General features: G+C 35.8%; 14 protein-coding genes. 12 read left to right on the top strand and 2 right to left on the bottom strand.

Annotated elements, in window-relative coordinates:
- Positions 1 to 10: 10 nt before the first annotated feature.
- Positions 11 to 991 carry an integrase core domain-containing protein gene (locus tag EGI31_RS19755; protein ID WP_255038883.1) on the bottom strand — a complete coding sequence of 327 codons (981 nt, stop codon included), beginning with the start codon at positions 989 to 991 and terminating at the stop codon, positions 11 to 13.
- Between the two features lie 113 nt (positions 992 to 1,104).
- The gene (locus tag EGI31_RS19750) at positions 1,105 to 1,416 is read right to left on the bottom strand and encodes a transposase (RefSeq protein WP_255036201.1); all 312 of its coding nucleotides are present in this window, start codon (positions 1,414 to 1,416) and stop codon (positions 1,105 to 1,107) included.
- A gap of 265 nt (positions 1,417 to 1,681) precedes the next feature.
- On the opposite strand from EGI31_RS19750, the gene EGI31_RS19745 reads away from it, so the two are divergent.
- The 12 genes from EGI31_RS19745 to EGI31_RS19690 all read left to right on the top strand — a co-directional run bounded on the left by EGI31_RS19745 (position 1,682) and on the right by EGI31_RS19690 (position 16,089).
- Positions 1,682 to 1,870, top strand: a complete 189-nt coding sequence (locus tag EGI31_RS19745; RefSeq protein WP_255038882.1) for a hypothetical protein — start codon at positions 1,682 to 1,684, stop codon at positions 1,868 to 1,870.
- 250 nt (positions 1,871 to 2,120) lie between these two features.
- Positions 2,121 to 2,324 carry a helix-turn-helix domain-containing protein gene (locus tag EGI31_RS19740; RefSeq protein ID WP_255038881.1) on the top strand — a complete coding sequence of 68 codons (204 nt, stop codon included), beginning with the start codon at positions 2,121 to 2,123 and terminating at the stop codon, positions 2,322 to 2,324.
- A 94-nt stretch (positions 2,325 to 2,418) separates the two neighbouring features.
- Complete coding sequence (locus EGI31_RS19735) at positions 2,419 to 4,263, top strand: hypothetical protein (protein WP_255038880.1); 1,845 nt, start codon at positions 2,419 to 2,421, stop codon at positions 4,261 to 4,263.
- On the top strand, positions 4,264 to 4,494 hold the full coding sequence (locus EGI31_RS19730; protein ID WP_255038879.1) for a hypothetical protein: 231 nt from the start codon (positions 4,264 to 4,266) through the stop codon (positions 4,492 to 4,494). It begins immediately after the preceding gene.
- Positions 4,495 to 4,509: 15 nt separating this feature from the next.
- Positions 4,510 to 4,806: a hypothetical protein gene (locus EGI31_RS19725; RefSeq protein ID WP_255038878.1), complete on the top strand. Its 297-nt coding sequence runs from the start codon at positions 4,510 to 4,512 to the stop codon at positions 4,804 to 4,806.
- A gap of 464 nt (positions 4,807 to 5,270) precedes the next feature.
- Positions 5,271 to 6,878 carry a type I restriction-modification system subunit M gene (locus EGI31_RS19720; protein WP_255038877.1) on the top strand — a complete coding sequence of 536 codons (1,608 nt, stop codon included), beginning with the start codon at positions 5,271 to 5,273 and terminating at the stop codon, positions 6,876 to 6,878.
- A gap of 9 nt (positions 6,879 to 6,887) precedes the next feature.
- Positions 6,888 to 8,111, top strand: a complete 1,224-nt coding sequence (locus EGI31_RS19715) for a restriction endonuclease subunit S (protein WP_255038876.1) — start codon at positions 6,888 to 6,890, stop codon at positions 8,109 to 8,111.
- Entirely contained in the window at positions 8,108 to 8,656 is a 549-nt protein-coding gene (locus EGI31_RS19710; protein ID WP_255038875.1) for a hypothetical protein, read from the top strand. Before EGI31_RS19715 ends, EGI31_RS19710 begins: the two co-directional genes overlap by 4 nt.
- A 4-nt stretch (positions 8,657 to 8,660) precedes the next feature.
- Positions 8,661 to 11,531 carry a type I restriction endonuclease subunit R gene (locus EGI31_RS19705; RefSeq protein WP_255038874.1) on the top strand — a complete coding sequence of 957 codons (2,871 nt, stop codon included), beginning with the start codon at positions 8,661 to 8,663 and terminating at the stop codon, positions 11,529 to 11,531.
- Between the two features lie 267 nt (positions 11,532 to 11,798).
- Complete coding sequence (locus EGI31_RS19700; protein WP_255038873.1) at positions 11,799 to 13,181, top strand: AAA family ATPase; 1,383 nt, start codon at positions 11,799 to 11,801, stop codon at positions 13,179 to 13,181.
- Positions 13,178 to 13,648, top strand: coding sequence for a hypothetical protein (locus tag EGI31_RS19695; RefSeq protein ID WP_255038872.1), 471 nt, complete (start codon positions 13,178 to 13,180; stop codon positions 13,646 to 13,648). The genes EGI31_RS19700 and EGI31_RS19695 overlap by 4 nt, the downstream gene beginning before the upstream one ends.
- A 1,535-nt stretch (positions 13,649 to 15,183) precedes the next feature.
- Positions 15,184 to 16,089, top strand: coding sequence for an Abi-alpha family protein (locus tag EGI31_RS19690; protein ID WP_255038871.1), 906 nt, complete (start codon positions 15,184 to 15,186; stop codon positions 16,087 to 16,089).
- The last annotated feature ends 623 nt before the right edge of the window (positions 16,090 to 16,712 follow it).

Genomic DNA, 16,712 nt, shown 5'->3' with positions numbered 1-16,712 from the left:
CTGCAATATACTAATTTTGTGATGGAGAAACGACCGACGGTGACCTTTGCACCGAAAGTAGATCAAGTGTCTCGGGCCCGTGCATTTTGATAGTGAGCTTTTCGAGCTCGGGAGAAACTTCCCTCAGGCTTCCATTCCCCGATAGCAGGTAGTGGGGAATTTTTAGATTAAATCTTTTTGGCTTGTTCTGTTCTTCTATCATTTCTATTAAGTTTTGATTCCACAATTTCCAGAAAATTACTGGCGAGAGGTGATCGAGGCTTCCATGTAATCTGCTGTTATTGTATATTTTATAAAAATTCATCAGGTGTTTTTCTAGCTCGTTTAATGTTTTGAAAGCTTTGGCATTTAACGACCTTGCCAGTATGGAATGGAAGCTTTCGATATGTCCGTTTTCTTGTGGAGTGTAGGGGTGAGTAAATACCTGATTAAGGTAGTTTTCCTTAAAAAACGTCTGAATCTCTTTGGCAGCAAATCGGGTGTCATTATCATTTCTTATTTCGACGGTGATATCATTTTTAAGCATTTGATAGGGTTGCAGATAGTTGAGAATTATCTCTTCCCAAGCCTTTTTTACTTGGGCTGACTTAATTGAAAACGCAACCTCCCAATACAGCACTTTTCTGGTAAAACAGTCGATAACCGTCAAAATGAATGCATAACGTGCCTGTTCACTCACCCACTGAAACTTAATATCCATCTCTAATACCTCCAGAGGTTGATTGGGATACACTCTTCGATACTTGACATAGTTTTTGGCAGGTCTTTGGTTGCGGTCATTAAGTATTTGGTACTCCCGCATAAGTCGATAAACTTTCTTATGATTGATGATAAGGCCATCATGTTGCAGGCTGGCAGTCATAGCTCTGTAACCATAGCTGGTCTCTGGCAAGAATAAGGTGTTAATCATCATTTCTACTACAATTTGATTCGAAATAGGCTGTAACTTACCCTTTGAATCTATCCTGAGGGTAGTTTCTGTTGGTTTCAAACCTCGGTTATCAGTTAACTTTGACTTATAATAATACTGATGCTTGGTGATTCTTAATAAGCTAAATACCAGACATTTGCTTAACCCCAGACCAATGTACTTCCTGGCCAAATCTATTTTTTCGTCTGGGGATACTTCTTTTTTAGCAGTTCATCCTTTAATCGTATTTCCAACTCTCGCTCGGCCAACATTTCCTTGTATACCCTGAGCTCTTTTTCAAGTTCTTTAATCCGACCCTGAGATGCTTTGTTATTGCCATGGCTTAACCCAGATTCCCCTGACACATAATACTTACGCTTCCAGTAATAATAGGTCGTTGGATAAATACCATACTTTTCCAAAATTGGTTTCATACCCTTTTCTTCGCATTCCTTCAGGATCTTTAGCTTCTCTTGCTGAGAATAATTCTTCTTTTTCATAGACATAATTACAAAATTATTTTTGAATTTATGTCCGAGTTATTTGGGGTGCGTTACAGTCATTCAGTTCATTTCATATTTCATTCGGCTGTTACAAATAACCTTTAAGGGTATCAATAATTTTAACAACATTATTCTACAATTTTCCGAAGTGCCTTTTAAAGGCAACAATATTTTTACAAAAAATCGGGGGTTATACATATTTAAGGAATGTGTGAAAAATGAAAATTTAGGTATCTCTCAAAGCTCTGTAAGTTTTTTATATCAAAAAATGAAAAACGATAGACTGATGCATGAAAATTTAAAGTTCCACATACTAAGAGATTGGTTTTTAAATAATTATGAGATTGAAATACCACAGAATAAGGATTTGTCCGAAAGAAATTTCGCCAAAATGGAAGATATTTACTATAAAGTAAAAGGAATTCTCCACCCTAAAATATTTACAGATCAGGTTTAAATGAAAAAAAACTATTTCAAAGGCAAATCTAGGATAAAAACAATTCTAAGTTTAATGTAAGTGTTTGAATATTAGTAATATATATATCAAATTTGTTGATTCGATAGTTTGCGGAAATTTACTTAAAATCGTATTAAAATGCCATAATTAATAGAAAATGGTGCCACTTTGATAAAATTCCCTGGAAAAAAAATTATTTTCAATTCTGGTTACACCTCCAAATTTGCAGTCAAATTAAATACAATTGCAAATGTCCCCATCAAATTCTTTTCAATCTTCTGGCAACAATCCTACTGAGCTTCTTACTCGCAAACAAGCGGCAAATTTTCTGCATATTAATTTGTCTACTTTATGGACTTGGACAAATGCCAAGAAAATTCAAGCTTATGGAATTGGTAACAGAGTTTTCTACAAAAAATCAGAGCTTCTTGATGCTTTAAGGCCATTGAATTAACGCATTCAATGGCTTTTTTAAGCCCTCCTGATAGTTCGTTTATCTTAACGTCGATTCTCGGTTTTTTTTAGAAATTTTCTCAACATCATCCAAAATGGAACTTGACCTATTCGGAAACCACCTTCCTGAGCACAGAAAGCCTTTTTTGAGCCGTAAACAAAAGCAAGAGGCTCGTAATTCCAAAATCAAAGCAGACAAAGATGCCAAGGCCGCCAAAAGGCACGCTATCATGAATAGCATGCCAGTACGTACCACAACACAAATAGCTACCATTGAAACTACTGCTTCTTTCCGTAACAATGGTATTGTCATGGTAGATATTTATCGAAGGGAGCAAAATGCTCCTATTAACCCCAATGCCAAAAACAACCTGAACAATCTAAACGGAAATGATTCGGCATATAATGGCTACCTATCTCCGGCAACCAGGAGGTATGTTGAACGTATGATGTCTGTATGGCTTACCAGCATAGAGTTGAACAATGAACTAAAGAAAAGCAGTAAGGAGGTAAATAACGAAAAGGTTTTTCCAACATTCGTTACTCTCACACTTCCTTCGGTGCAGTTACACACCGACAACGACATCAAGGATAAAGTTTTGGCTCCGTTTATCAAATGGCTTACGGCAGATTCGAGTGAATTATATAAAAAAGGCCCTAAAAAGGGGCAAAAAAAGGGTTTCGGTGTCACTGTGTACTTTTGGAGAGCGGAACCTCAAAAAAACAACAAAATACATTTTCATATTGTAGCTGACAAATATGTGCCTTGGGATAGGATTCGCGATCAGTGGAATCAATGTTGTGAACGCCTGGGATATGTTAGCCGATATGCTAACGTCCAAAGACGCAAATACAAAGATGGCTTTGTGCTTGATACCGAAAAACAAGCCAAAGATGTGGAAGAGCTACGGTCTATTTCAAAAGCAGCTCTCGAGACTGGCGAAATTCCGAACAACCTAAACGAAACATTTGCCAAGTACATAGAGCTTTCTATCAACTATAATGAAGTGCTTGACAAAGAAATATTGGAACAAGCTGCCATAGAAAAACAACAAGCAACCTACCAAAAAGCCCTTGCTTGTGGCTTTACCAATCCACCAAGTACCGAAATTAGAGCCATCCAACACCTTGACAGCGTAACAGCTTACGTGATAAAATATGTGGCCAAAAAACCCGAAGAAAAACCATTGGGCAAAAACCAAGAAGTGAAATTCAACGAAGCCCTGAACCGTGAGGTGGTCTATACCTATGAGGATAGGTTAAACCCTGAAAATGGCCAAATGGAGCGTGTAGAAGTAAATATGCAATACTATACCTACACACCCGAAGAAATGAAAAACAACCCAGAAGCCTGTTTCAAGAAAGAATTTGTAGACAGAAAAATAAAAGGTCGTATTTGGGGCTGTGCTGATAAACTCAAAGGATTTAAACCAGCAGAAGATATCATCACCGAAACTGACGAAATGGGCCGCACATTCATTGTTGGCCGCAAAATAACCGAAATAAACGAGGAAGGACAAGAAGTACTAAGAACCGTTGAGACTTCAAAAATAGCCGTGCCGGTTATGAAGTACTTCACCAAAATTGTGAACTACCGCGAAGTGATCATGACTGAGCAAGATGGCAAAACCAACGTCTTTGTTTCTCCCGAGATTAACCCTGACCATGCAACTATGGCCTACCTCGATAAAATGGTCAACTACATAGGTAAAGAAGAAGTAGAACGCATAAGTCGAGAGGTTGGACCAAGTTTCGAGAAAATGAGAGGAAAGATTATTCCTTTCAGGCTCGAAAAAATGGGCTACAAGAAGAAGCCAAACGGAAAGCCAGCCGTAATTAAACATGCCAAAGTACTTCTAGACAACAGTCCAGAGCTATATCGTCAGTACATGATGTTTTATTCCCATATTTTCAATTGTCTTTATAATCAAGCAGCTTAAATGGAAAAAGAAAAACTATTAAAAGGCCATTGGGATGTTGAAAGCGATGGCCATATGAAATATGTCGTAGATGGAAATATTCATTTCGATATAGAGCCTGAATTATTAGCCCAACCTTACATGTATAATGATCTAGATTGTGATGGTAAACTCGATATGAATGAGTTTTTATATTGCTACATAACGGCTTGCTTAAATTATGGCCTAGATGAAATAATAATAAAAAGGTAGTTAACCATGACGAATATGCAAAACAAAGACGAAAAATTAAGTTTTAGGCTAAGTGGTAACCTAAAAGAGAAAATTCTAAACCACTCTTTACAGAAAGAAATGTCTATATCCAAGTTTCTAGAACAAGTTTTGGAAGACTACTTTAAACCACAATTTAATGATAAGGAAGAAGAAATGGTTACCACAGAAGAAATATCATCCCCAGAGGAGGAATCATTGAAACCTACCATTTGGTCATGGGTGCTTTCTTTAAGCATTATTTCTTTTTTTACATTATTTCTTGTAAAATTCTCCAAGAAAAAAGGGTTTTGAAGATTTCAAGACTTGGTAAAATTGAAATCTTCCGTCCTTTCAAAAAAAATGTCAGACATTTTTGTGTTACAGCCCAACTTGCTATTAAAAAAACTGTTTACGCCTTTGTATTACAGCGTGTTTACGGCGTAAACAGCCATTTTCGCAATACCGTTTACGCTGTGTAAACGCCACCGTTTACACTAGCGTTTACGGCCCTAACGTGTCATCTGAGGCCGTTTACGCTATTTTAGAAAATAAGTATACAAATGCGTAAACGCTAACCCGAAACCAGATTTGTCCTACAAACCCAATGAATTATAAATTTTCCTCATTTTTTTTTAAACTAACCACAAATGGCCCAAAATATCATAACATTTTCAAGTTAAAATTACTCGATGCCGGTGGGGAAGGTTTCATCCAGCTTCTAATTTTCATATATTTGCCAAAAGCCTTACAAAATCATTATTTTTTAGAAAGAACCCATGTCAATCGACCAAAAAAAACAACTTGAGCAGCAACTTTGGAACATCGCCAATACCCTTCGTGGCCTTATGGATGCTGATGAATTTAGAGACTACATCCTTGGCTTTATTTTCTATAAATATTTGTCTGAGAAAATGGAGCTTAATGCCAATAAAATCCTCTCAGAATCTGGCGAAACTATCAAATACCGAGAAATCAACGAAAATACTCAAGATGGGATCGAATATCTTGAAGCTATAAAAGACGAAACTGTAGAGTCATTGGGCTATTTCTTGAAGCCAAGTGAGCTTTTTAGCCAAATTGCAGCTCGTGGTGGGCAAATAGAAGAGGCTACTGAAGACAATTCAGCCTCAGAAAGCAATACGGATAGCTTTATTCTAGGCGATTTGGCTCTTATTTTACGAAATATCGAGCAAAGTACTGCAGGTACAGACTCCGAAGACGATTTCAACAAGCTTTTTGAAGACCTTGACCTTACATCCACAAAGCTGGGTCGCACAGAAAAAGACAAAAACAAGGTAATTTCTAAGATTTTAGGGCATTTAGATAAAATAGACTTTGAACTTGAAAATACCGAATCTGACATTCTGGGCGATGCCTATGAGTATTTGATTGGGCAGTTTGCTAGTGGTGCAGGCAAAAAAGCTGGAGAATTTTATACCCCACAAGAAGTTTCAAAAGTATTATCAAAAATAGTAACAACTGGCAAAACTAAGCTCAGGTCGGTATATGACCCTACTTGTGGTTCGGGTTCATTGCTATTGCGAGTAGCCAAAGAAGTGCAAGATGTAGCGTTTTTCTACGGTCAGGAGCGAAACCGTACTACCTACAACTTGGCCCGCATGAATATGATCCTACACGATGTGCATTACTCCAAGTTTGATATCAAAAAGGAAGATACGCTCGAAAGACCTCAACACCTTGACAAACGTTTTGAGGCAATTGTAGCAAATCCACCTTTTTCGGCACAGTGGTCTGCTAATGTTTTGTTTCAAACTGACGACCGTTTTAGCCAATATGGCAAGTTGGCTCCTGGCAGCAAGGCTGATTTTGCATTTATTCAGCATATGATTTACCAATTAGACGACAACGGTGCTATGGCCGTGGTGATGCCGCATGGTGTGTTGTTTAGAGGTGGAGCTGAAGGCCACATTAGACAATATCTGATTGAAGATTGCAACTACCTTGATGCCGTGATTGGCCTACCAGCCAACATTTTCTATGGTACCAGCATTCCAACGAGTATTTTGGTATTTAAAAAATGCCGTGAAAACCCCGACGATGTACTTTTTATAGATGCAAGCCAGCATTTTGAAAAGGTTAAAACTCAAAATATGCTTCGAGAAGAGCATATTGATAAAATAGTGAGTACTTATAGAGATCGAAAAACCGAAGAAAAGTATAGCTATGTAGCCAAAATAAGCGAAATCAAGGAAAATGACTTCAACCTCAATATTCCTCGATATGTGAATACTTCTGAAGCTGATGAAATTATTGATTTGACCAAAATAGCTCAAAAAATAAAGAGTATTGACAGCTCAATGGTTGAAATTGATAAGGCGATAGCCGCTTTTTGTCAGGAATTAAACATTGAATCCCCATTTTAAAATATGATCATGCAAAAACCAATATTACGTTTTCCTGAATTTTCGGATAATTGGGAAATGAAATTGCTTGAAGATATGGCAATTAGAGGTTCGGGACACACTCCAAGTAAAGCCTTTGATAATTATTATGATGGAAACATACCTTGGGTCTCATTAGCCGATTCAAAATATTTAGATCAAGGATTTATTGAAAAAACCACAATTACAATATCGAAAGATGGCATTAAAAACTCCTCTGCTGTTCTACATAAAAGTGGTTGTGTTTTACTTTCCAGAGATGCAGGAATTGGTAAAAGTGCAGTTATGAAGGTAGATATGGCAGTTAGCCAACATTTTATAGTTTGGAAACCTCTCGAAGATAAGTTATCAAATTGGTTTTTATACTATAAATTACAAATACATAAGCCTGAATTTGAACGAATTGCTATAGGAAGTACCATAAAGACAATAGGTTTACCATATTTCAAATCATTAACATTCAACTTTCCCCAACTTCCAGAACAAACAAAAATAGCCAATTTCTTGACCGCTATTGATGAAAAAATACAAGCCTTAAAAGAAAAGAAACGGCTGTTGGAAGAATATAAAAAAGGCTTAATGCAAAAGATTTTTTCACAAGAAATACGCTTCAAACAAGAGGATGGCTCTTATTTTCCTGATTGGGAGGAGAAGAGTTTGAGAGAGATTTTAACAGAACACAAGACAAGAAACTTAAAAAATCAAGTAGAGGAAGTATTTTCAGTTGCTAAGAATAAAGGTGTAATTAATCAAATTGAACATTTAGGCCGTTCCTATGCCTCCGAAATTACTACTAATTACAAAGTTGTTTATCCTGATGATATAATATACACCAAAAGCCCCACAAGTGATTTCCCATTTGGTATTATTAAACAAAATAAACTTAATAGAACTGGAATTGTGTCTGTTTTATATGGTGTTTTTACTCCAAGGAATAAAAATTTAGGACTATTACTCGACTATTATTTTTCAATTTGGCAGAATACCTATAATTATTTGAATCCATTAGTTCAAAAAGGTGCAAAAAATACCATGAATATTGGCAATAATGATTTTCTAAATGGGGAAGAGCTTTATTTACCATCTTCAACAATTGAACAGCAAAAAATAGCTAAATTTCTAACATCAATTGATGAAAAAATCGAAAAAGTTGGCCAACAAATAGAAGAGGCTCAAACATTTAAAAAGGGGCTTTTGCAGCAGATGTTTGTATGAAAGGCCTAAAAGACATATTCCTTGAGTCGCAATATTGGATGATGACCATTCATGCAGCTTTTCAACGAGCAAATGTTTATAAGGCTAATGTTGACGAAAACAAAAGGAAAGAATTTCGTGAATATTTACATGTCGAAATACAACAAATTGCAGAAAAATATTATTTTAAAGTTGATGAGGATAAGCATTTAAAAAATATCGAAAAACTTCAGGAGTATTCTAGGAACGAAGATATTCTGCAAAATGGAGTCCTTAATTATGGTATTTGCCAAAAAATATTGAATTTGTATTTAAAATACCTTTGGTGTGCTGGTAGAATACCAACTCCGCCACACTTTCCGATTGATAGAGTTGTTCAAGAACGTCTTGGTTTCAAAGAAAATGAAATAGTTTCTTGGACAAAACAAATAAAATCCGAAATTGACTATTTGAGTATTATAAGAAAAACTGAAAACATTTTAGCACAAACTTACATAGATACACTTGCAGAATTAGAACTAGAACTTTATACCCATAATAATCTGAAAGAACTTTTAAAAAAATAGCCCTATGCCACAGCCAGAAGCCGAACTTGAAAACAAACTCATTGAAGCCCTTATAAAACAAGGATACCGTTTCGTGAAAATCGGAAATGAGGCAGACCTTGTGGCAAATCTTAAAACCCAAATCGAAAAGCACAATGGCATTTCCTTGACTCAGAAGGAATTTGGGCAAGTGCTAATTCATCTCAATAAAGGCAATATCTGGGACAGGGCCAAAATACTTCGTGACAAAATGCAGCTTACCAAAGAAGATGGTACTAGCGTTTATTTGGAGTTTATCAATCAAGAGTTTTGGTGTCAAAATCAATATCAGGTTTGTAGCCAAATCAGCAATGAAGGCGACTACAAAAATCGGTATGACGTAACCATTTTGATAAATGGCTTACCACTTTGCCAAATCGAACTTAAACGCCGTGGCTTGGAGCTAAAAGAGGCATTTAATCAAACCCACCGATACCAGCGACATTCTTATAGTGCCAATTATGGCTTGTTCCAATACATTCAGGTTTTTGTGATATCCAACGGTGTAAACACCAAATATTACAGCAACAACCTCAAACAAAACTTCAAACAGACCTTTTATTGGTCTGACAAAAACAATAAACTCATCACTGACCTGTTCGCTTTTACGGATGATTTCCTAGAGCCTTGTCATTTATCCAAAATGATAACTCGCTACATCGTACTTTCAGAAAAAGACTCCACATTGATGGTTTTGCGACCTTATCAGTATTTTGCGGTAGAGGCCATTTTAGACAGAGTAAAGAATACACCAGCCAATGGACCTACCAAAAACGGCTACATTTGGCATACCACAGGCTCGGGCAAAACATTGACTTCGTTTAAAGCCAGCCAGATATTGGTCACCAACCCGAACATACACAAAGTGGTGTTTGTGGTAGATCGTAAAGACCTTGACTACCAAACTACCAAAGAGTTTAACAGTTTTTCTGATGGAAGTGTAGATGGCACGAACAATACACAAAAACTCGTTGAGCAGTTTACCAACGACACCAAACTGATAGTAACCACCATTCAGAAGCTCAATACGGCCATTTCGAAAATTCGACACCTGAACCAGATGGAGAAGCTGAAAGACAAACGCATCGTTTTTATTTTCGACGAATGTCACCGGACACAGTTTGGCGAAACCCATGCTCGCATCAAAAGCTATTTTACCAACAACCAAATGTTTGGTTTTACTGGCACACCGATATTTGAACAAAACGCAGCCTCATTGGATGGCCGAAAACGAACCACCAAAGAGCTTTTTGAGGAATGTTTGCATAAATATGTGATAACGGATGCCATTAAAGACGAAAATGTTTTGAAGTTTTCGGTAGAATATGTTGGACGATATCGACAAAAAGAAAGCCAGAATGAGCTCGATATTGAAGTTGAGGGCATTGATACCCAAGAACTATTGGAATCGCCCAAAAGGCTTGATAAAATAGCTGATTACATCATAGCTCACCACGACCAAAAGACCCATTCAAGAGCCTATACAGGCATGTTTTGTGTGAGTTCGGTAGAGTTACTTACGCAGTATTATGACATTTTTGCCAAAAAGAAATTAGAAGGCAAGCACGATTTGAGAATCGCTACAGTTTTCAGCTATGTGGCCAACGAAGATGTAAAAGACAACAATGGCAACATCGAATTGGATGAGTTGGATAATTTTGATTTCAACCGAGTGGCGGAACCAGAAGTAAAGTACCAAAAACTGAGCATGCACAATCGTGACAAGCTCGAAAAGTACATTGGCGACTACAACAAAATGTTTGGCACAAGGCACTCCACCAAAGACAGTCAAGCTTTTTACAACTATTACAACGAGATATCGAAGCGAGTTAAAAACAAAGAAATTGACATTTTGTTGGTTGTAAACATGTTTTTGACTGGTTTTGACAGTAAAACATTGAATACGCTCTTTGTTGACAAGAATCTCAAGTACCACGGCCTAATTCAGGCCTTCTCACGTACAAACAGAATACTGGACGACAAGAAATCGCATGGAAATATTGTGTGCTTCAGAAACCTTAAAAACGCCACAGATGACGCCATTGCTTTGTTTTCAAACAAAAATGCAAAAGAAGACATCATATTGAAACCTTATGGCGAATATATCAATCGATTCAATCAGGTATATGCCGAATTACTTAAAATCACACCAACAGTTGAAAGTGTAAACGATTTGGCATCAGAAGATGATATTTTGGAGTTTGTGCAGAAATTCAGAGAACTGATTCGGATAAAAAACACGCTAAGCACCTTTGCAGACTATGAAGAACAGGACCTAGTGATGCCAAGTCAAGATTTTGAAGACTACAAAAGCAAATACCTTGACATCCATGACAAAGCCAAATCATCGGCCAAAGAAAAAGTATCGATCCTAAACGATGTAGATTTTGAGCTGGAGCTTATACACAGAGACGAAGTAAATGTGGCCTATATCTTGATGCTGTTGGCCAAACTCAATATTGGTACTCAAGAGGACCTTGAAAAGAAGAAAAAGGAAATAAAGGAGCTTTTAGAAGGCCAAATACAGCTGAGGAGCAAAAAAATACTGATAGAGAAATTTATCAACGAAAACCTGCCAAACATAACGGATGCAGACCAAGTAGAAGGCCAATTTGAGGAGTTCTGGAGCCTCGAAAGAGCAAATGCACTAATTACCCTAGCCAAAGCCGAAAACCTCGATTTAACGAAGCTTCAGGAGGTTATTGCACAATATTTATTCTCTCAGAAGTTGCCATTAGTAAACGAAATCAGGCCAATGCTAACAATAATGCCCGGCCTAAAAGACCGAAACTCCACCTTCTCAAGAATCAAAGATAAGATATTGGAGTTTATCGAGACTTTTATTGAGGGGGTGTAGGGGTTTGGGGATTTTTGGTGATTTTACCCATGGAAAATCAATGTTTTAATTTAACTATTCATATGTGTAAAACATTGATAATCTGAAATGATAATTATATTTGATGAAATTAAGGGCTTACTCTAAAATGCAATAGTTTCGAGGAAAAATGCATCCAAATCTAAAAACTTTTGCAATATTGAGAAAAATTATAAATTAGATGGCATTATTATTTGATTGAATTAGAATATATACGACAGAAAAATAAACAACAATATAAAACGACTAATGGACAAACATCTAAATCACATTGAAGTAAGATGGAAAAATTTCAAAGGTTTTCGAGACACAGGATGGGTAAAAATTAAACCCATAACAATTATTCTTGGTTCAAACAATTCAGGCAAAACAAATTTTCTTGCTCCGTTCCTATTAATGAACCAAACAATAAATTCCCGTGACCGTCTTTCTCCTCTTATCCTAAAAGGCGATATTTATGATGGAGGAAACTATCAGGAAATTGTGAAAGACTACAAAACTGAGAATGAAATATTCTTTGGTTATAGGTATCATATTCATGATTCCGATGAGAATCTTGACCCATTAGGCGATTATCCTCCAGGTGCATTTGAAGTAACCTTTAAAGTTGAACATAAGGAAGGTGAAATCAAACTAAAGACTAAAACAGTTTATGATATTTTCAATCGTAAATTTTTAAGCCTATCATTAAAAAAACCTGGAAAATATAAATTCACAGGGATTGGTTCTGATTCAATGAATCAACTTGAAAAAGAATCAATTATCAATAGTGAGCCAGTTAATTTTCTTTTTTCACCAAACGCTGTTCTCTTTGACCTTGATAGTGCAAAAGAAGAAAATGAAGAAGATGAGGTTGAAGAAAAAATAAAAAGAAAAGTTGATCGATTTACAAAAGGATTTTCTCAATTTCTCAGTGCAGTTTCATACAACAATAGTAAAGTAAGAAAATATTTAGGGGATTTAAGTTTTATTGGACCAATCAGAGAGAATCCTCATCGAATTTATGAAATCACAAATGAAACCTATAATACCGTTGGTAGTATGGGTGAAAATATGCCAAATCTTATAAAAAAAATTGGTGACGATAATGAAGAATTAAATAATTGGGTTAAAAGATTCGGCTTTGGAGACAGAATAGAATTGAAACATCATTATAGCAATACTTATTCATTAAGATTTTTAAAAGATGATTCGGTTTTTTACACAAGTATAGCAAATGCTGGATTTGGTGCATCCCAAGTTTTACCGTTAATTGTTCAAGCAATTGTGTCACCTAAACGAAGTATTACAATAGCGGAACAACCTGAAATTCACCTTAACCCAAGGATTCAGTGTGAACTTGCTGAACTTTTTGCATCAATGGCAAAAAAAGGACAGACAATAATTGTAGAGACACATAGTGAACATCTATTATTGAGACTAAGAAGACTGATTGCTGAAGATAAACTAAAATCAGAGGATGTTGCAATTTACTTTGTAGAAAGAAAAAATCATGATTCCATAATTAAAGAAATCAATCTTCAAGAAAATGGACATATCAACCCTCTTGATTGGCCTAAAGACTTTTTTGGTGAATCATTAAAAGAGGCTTTAGCTATGGCAACTGAACAATCTAAAAGGAGGAGAAAATGATTGACATAGTTTTAGACACCTGCACTTTAGTGCATGCAGACAATTCAGAATCCGACTATCAAGAATCATCAGTGGAGTTGATAAATAAAATGTTTGCAAACACAACCTTAGTAACTGTTGACGAAGGATTCACGTTTGATGAAAGTACAAATCAAAGTTATATTGGATTGGAATTTATCAAGCATTTGAGACCTGGGAGTCTTGGCTACAATTTAATAGTACATTTAGCATTAAACATGAGAATAAATTTTGTTTCAAATGTTATTCCTAATGCAACTAAGAACTATATTGAACAAATCATTAGGAATAAGAAAGACAGAATGTTTCTACGTGTGGCCTTTAACTCAAGCGAAAAAACTCTTGCTTCTCACGATTATACGGACTATCAGAAAAGTAAAAGGCATAGAATTAGAAAGGAGCTTGGAATAGAAGTCGTGACAGCGGAAGAGATAAACCATGCATTATAGAAAAAAAAGTAGTATCAATTAATTTGCACGTGCATATTCCAACCAAAGTGAGCTAGCAATTCCGGTTCAAAGTGAGCCACTAGAGTAGATTTCTATGATATAAATACTTACCAAGTCTAAAGTCAATTTGAGGGCTTCTGAGGAATAGAAATAGCAAAAACACAAATTTCCCAGTTATAACAAAAAATCTCGATTTAACGATGCAACAAGTGGTTGTTTCATAACATTTGGTTTTAATTGGATGCCACAAAATGATACTCCATTTATTGAAAATGTCATCTTTATAAGCTTCGGCATAGTTGTTTTCGCACACTTTGATGACATTTTGGTTTTCATTTATCAATACCATATCAATTTGCTTGAGTCATTTGATGACAAAATACTCGAAAATTTCAATTAACGAACTTTCAGTGAGTTCTATGCTATACTTTACTTCGGTGCATAATTGAGTGATTATTTGTTTTTTTGCATTATTGTGGCACTCCAACTGTTTTTATTTTTTAAATGATGACCTTTGGTATCAACTTTTTCCTCCAAATTCCTGTCTATTTCGGATTCTATCTCTTATATTTTTTTTAGATTGCCTTAGTTCTATCCAATTTGTCGGACAATTGAGGTGTTTGTGGGTTATCTAGGGTGTGTGCGGTTTCTGAAAATGGAGTGTGTGCGGCTATTTTTGCCATTTGTACACACCCAGTGTGCGGGGTGTGTACAAAAGTGTGTGCATGGTGTGTAGGTCGTTTTGAGCCGTATTTAAGACGTACACACAAGGTGTGTGCGGCTCTTGTTCTAAATAAGTATGTCTCGGTTAGAGTTTAATCTCTACCAAGTGGAGGTTTATTTACTCTTTTAGCTCTGTGTTCACGCATTTTAGACCTTGATTTAACTCTCTAAGATTTGTATTTTTCCAATATCTTCTGGATTTTCATTGTTGAGGGTTTTGTATACTTGGTCGTTCTTCCATTTTGGTGTAATTGATCCAGCCTCTCTGTTTCAAAATTAGCCATTGGAAATCTACACTACCGATGATTTCCATTTAGGAAGCCAATTTAAGGACTTCTCTGGCATCGAATGAACATACACACTAATTACTCTAGGGGAAGCTGAAAGCCTCGATATAAGGTAGCTGTAAGAGGTGGTAACTGAGTATTATTTGTTAGGGAAGTTGCTATTGGTTAATGTAATAAGGCCAATAATAAACGATATACTCGGCCTCTTGGAGCGAAACACCACCTTCGCAAGCATGAAAGACAAGATTTTGGGGTTTATGGAGAATTTTATGGAGAGGGTGTAATTGGGTTATGGGATTTATAGTGTTTTACCCATGGAAAATCAATAATTCAGATTGACTATTTCTGAATCTTAAACATTGATAATCATACAAATTAATTATATTTGGAAAAAATAAGTACTTACTCCAAAATTCAAAAGGTTCTGGAAAAAGGATAAAGCAATCCAAAAACTACTGCAAGTAATGCGTCTATCAAAATGTTAGCTTATTTTATGTTAGCTTATTTATTTTGACAACCGAAACTATGGATAAAAAAATTGACAATAAATCATCGACATTAGAAAAGGGACTTGAAATAGCAAAAAGCTTTGTTGACAAACTAATAATGCCTTCAATTGAGGAAACTGGTTTGTTGATGAAAGACCATATAACAATGTGGCGTTTCAAGAACCAAGTGAAAATACTAAACAGGGCAAAAGACTATTGCGAAAAGCATAACATAGAGCCAAAAAAAATTTCACTCAAAGTTCTATCGCCCCTTTTAGAATATTCTAGCTTAGAGGAGGAAGAAGTGATGCAAGACAAATGGTCAATTTTACTTTCTAATCTTATTGACTCAGAGCAAAATATAGAAAATCATGTTTTCCCATATATTTTAAGCCAGTTATCAACTGACGAGTTTTTGCCTTTGGAGATAGTGTATGACAACTGCAGTTCAAGAAGATTAAGTTTAATTTCCGAGTTAGAGAAATTCAAAAAGGAAAGAATTGAAAAAGATAAACTAATACAAAAGCAAATTACTTCCTTGAGCAAGGACATAGAGGAAAAGAAACAAACACAAGGAAATAGTTGGAGCACTGGAATTTGGGAACTAGAAAACAAAAAAAGGGATGTTGAAAGAGTATTGCGTAACCTCGATAACGAAGAACACAAAATTCAATATTCAATCAAAAGAGCTGAAGTTGTATACCAAGAATTATTTAAAGATTTTGAAATGTCAAATTTGACACGGCTAGGATTAATAAAAGAGATACGAGAGTTTTATGCGGAAAGTCAAACTCTAGAAATACCAATAGAAAGAGAAGATGGCTTCGGTAATTCCAGGAGTTATGCAAATGTTAATTTAGATATAGATATGGACTCGACAACTGAATTTGTATTAACAGAACTTGGTGAACTTTTTTTCAAAGCTTGTAAAGAGAAAAAATAAATACATCAGCTAACATTTAGCAATGTAGAAGAAAGTCCCAGCTAAAGAGCCCTCAATATTTGAGGTCTTTTTGCTATTCTGAAAGCTTGAACGCATCTTCGGCGAAATGGTGCGGTATCAAAGTCTTTAATGTAGCTACTCAGCAGATTTTGGTGACAGTCTCAGTAGGTATTAAAGACATTAGATTTGTTCCCATATTCTAGTGGAATTGATCCTCCCATTTCGGTTCAAAGCGAGCCAATTGAGCATTGAGATTTACATTGTCTGTATGAACGAAGTGAAGGTCAATTGAGAGCTTCTGGGGCATGAAAAAAGCTATCTGACGAATATGCCTATTTAAAGCTGAAACTCGATTTAAAATACCATCTGGAGATTTTACCTTAGTATTTACACTAACTTGGACTCAACAATAAGATATTCTTTATTTTGAACCAATAATCTAAAGTAGCTTCCATGTGCAAATTCCTGTGAAAGTGAGCCAGCCATTCCAGTTCAAAGTGAGCCACTTGAGTGATGGTATCTTCATTATATTTTTCAACCAAGTTCAAGACCAATTTGAGGTCTTATCAGGCATTAAATTTTTCACCACACAATTAATTAGCTAAAGCCGAAAACCTCGAATT

Origin of the sequence: Lacihabitans soyangensis, assembly GCF_024343775.1 — a bacterium.
Taxonomy (GTDB): Bacteria; Bacteroidota; Bacteroidia; order Cytophagales; family Spirosomataceae; genus Leadbetterella; species Leadbetterella soyangensis.
This window is presented reverse-complemented; position numbering and strand designations above follow the sequence as displayed.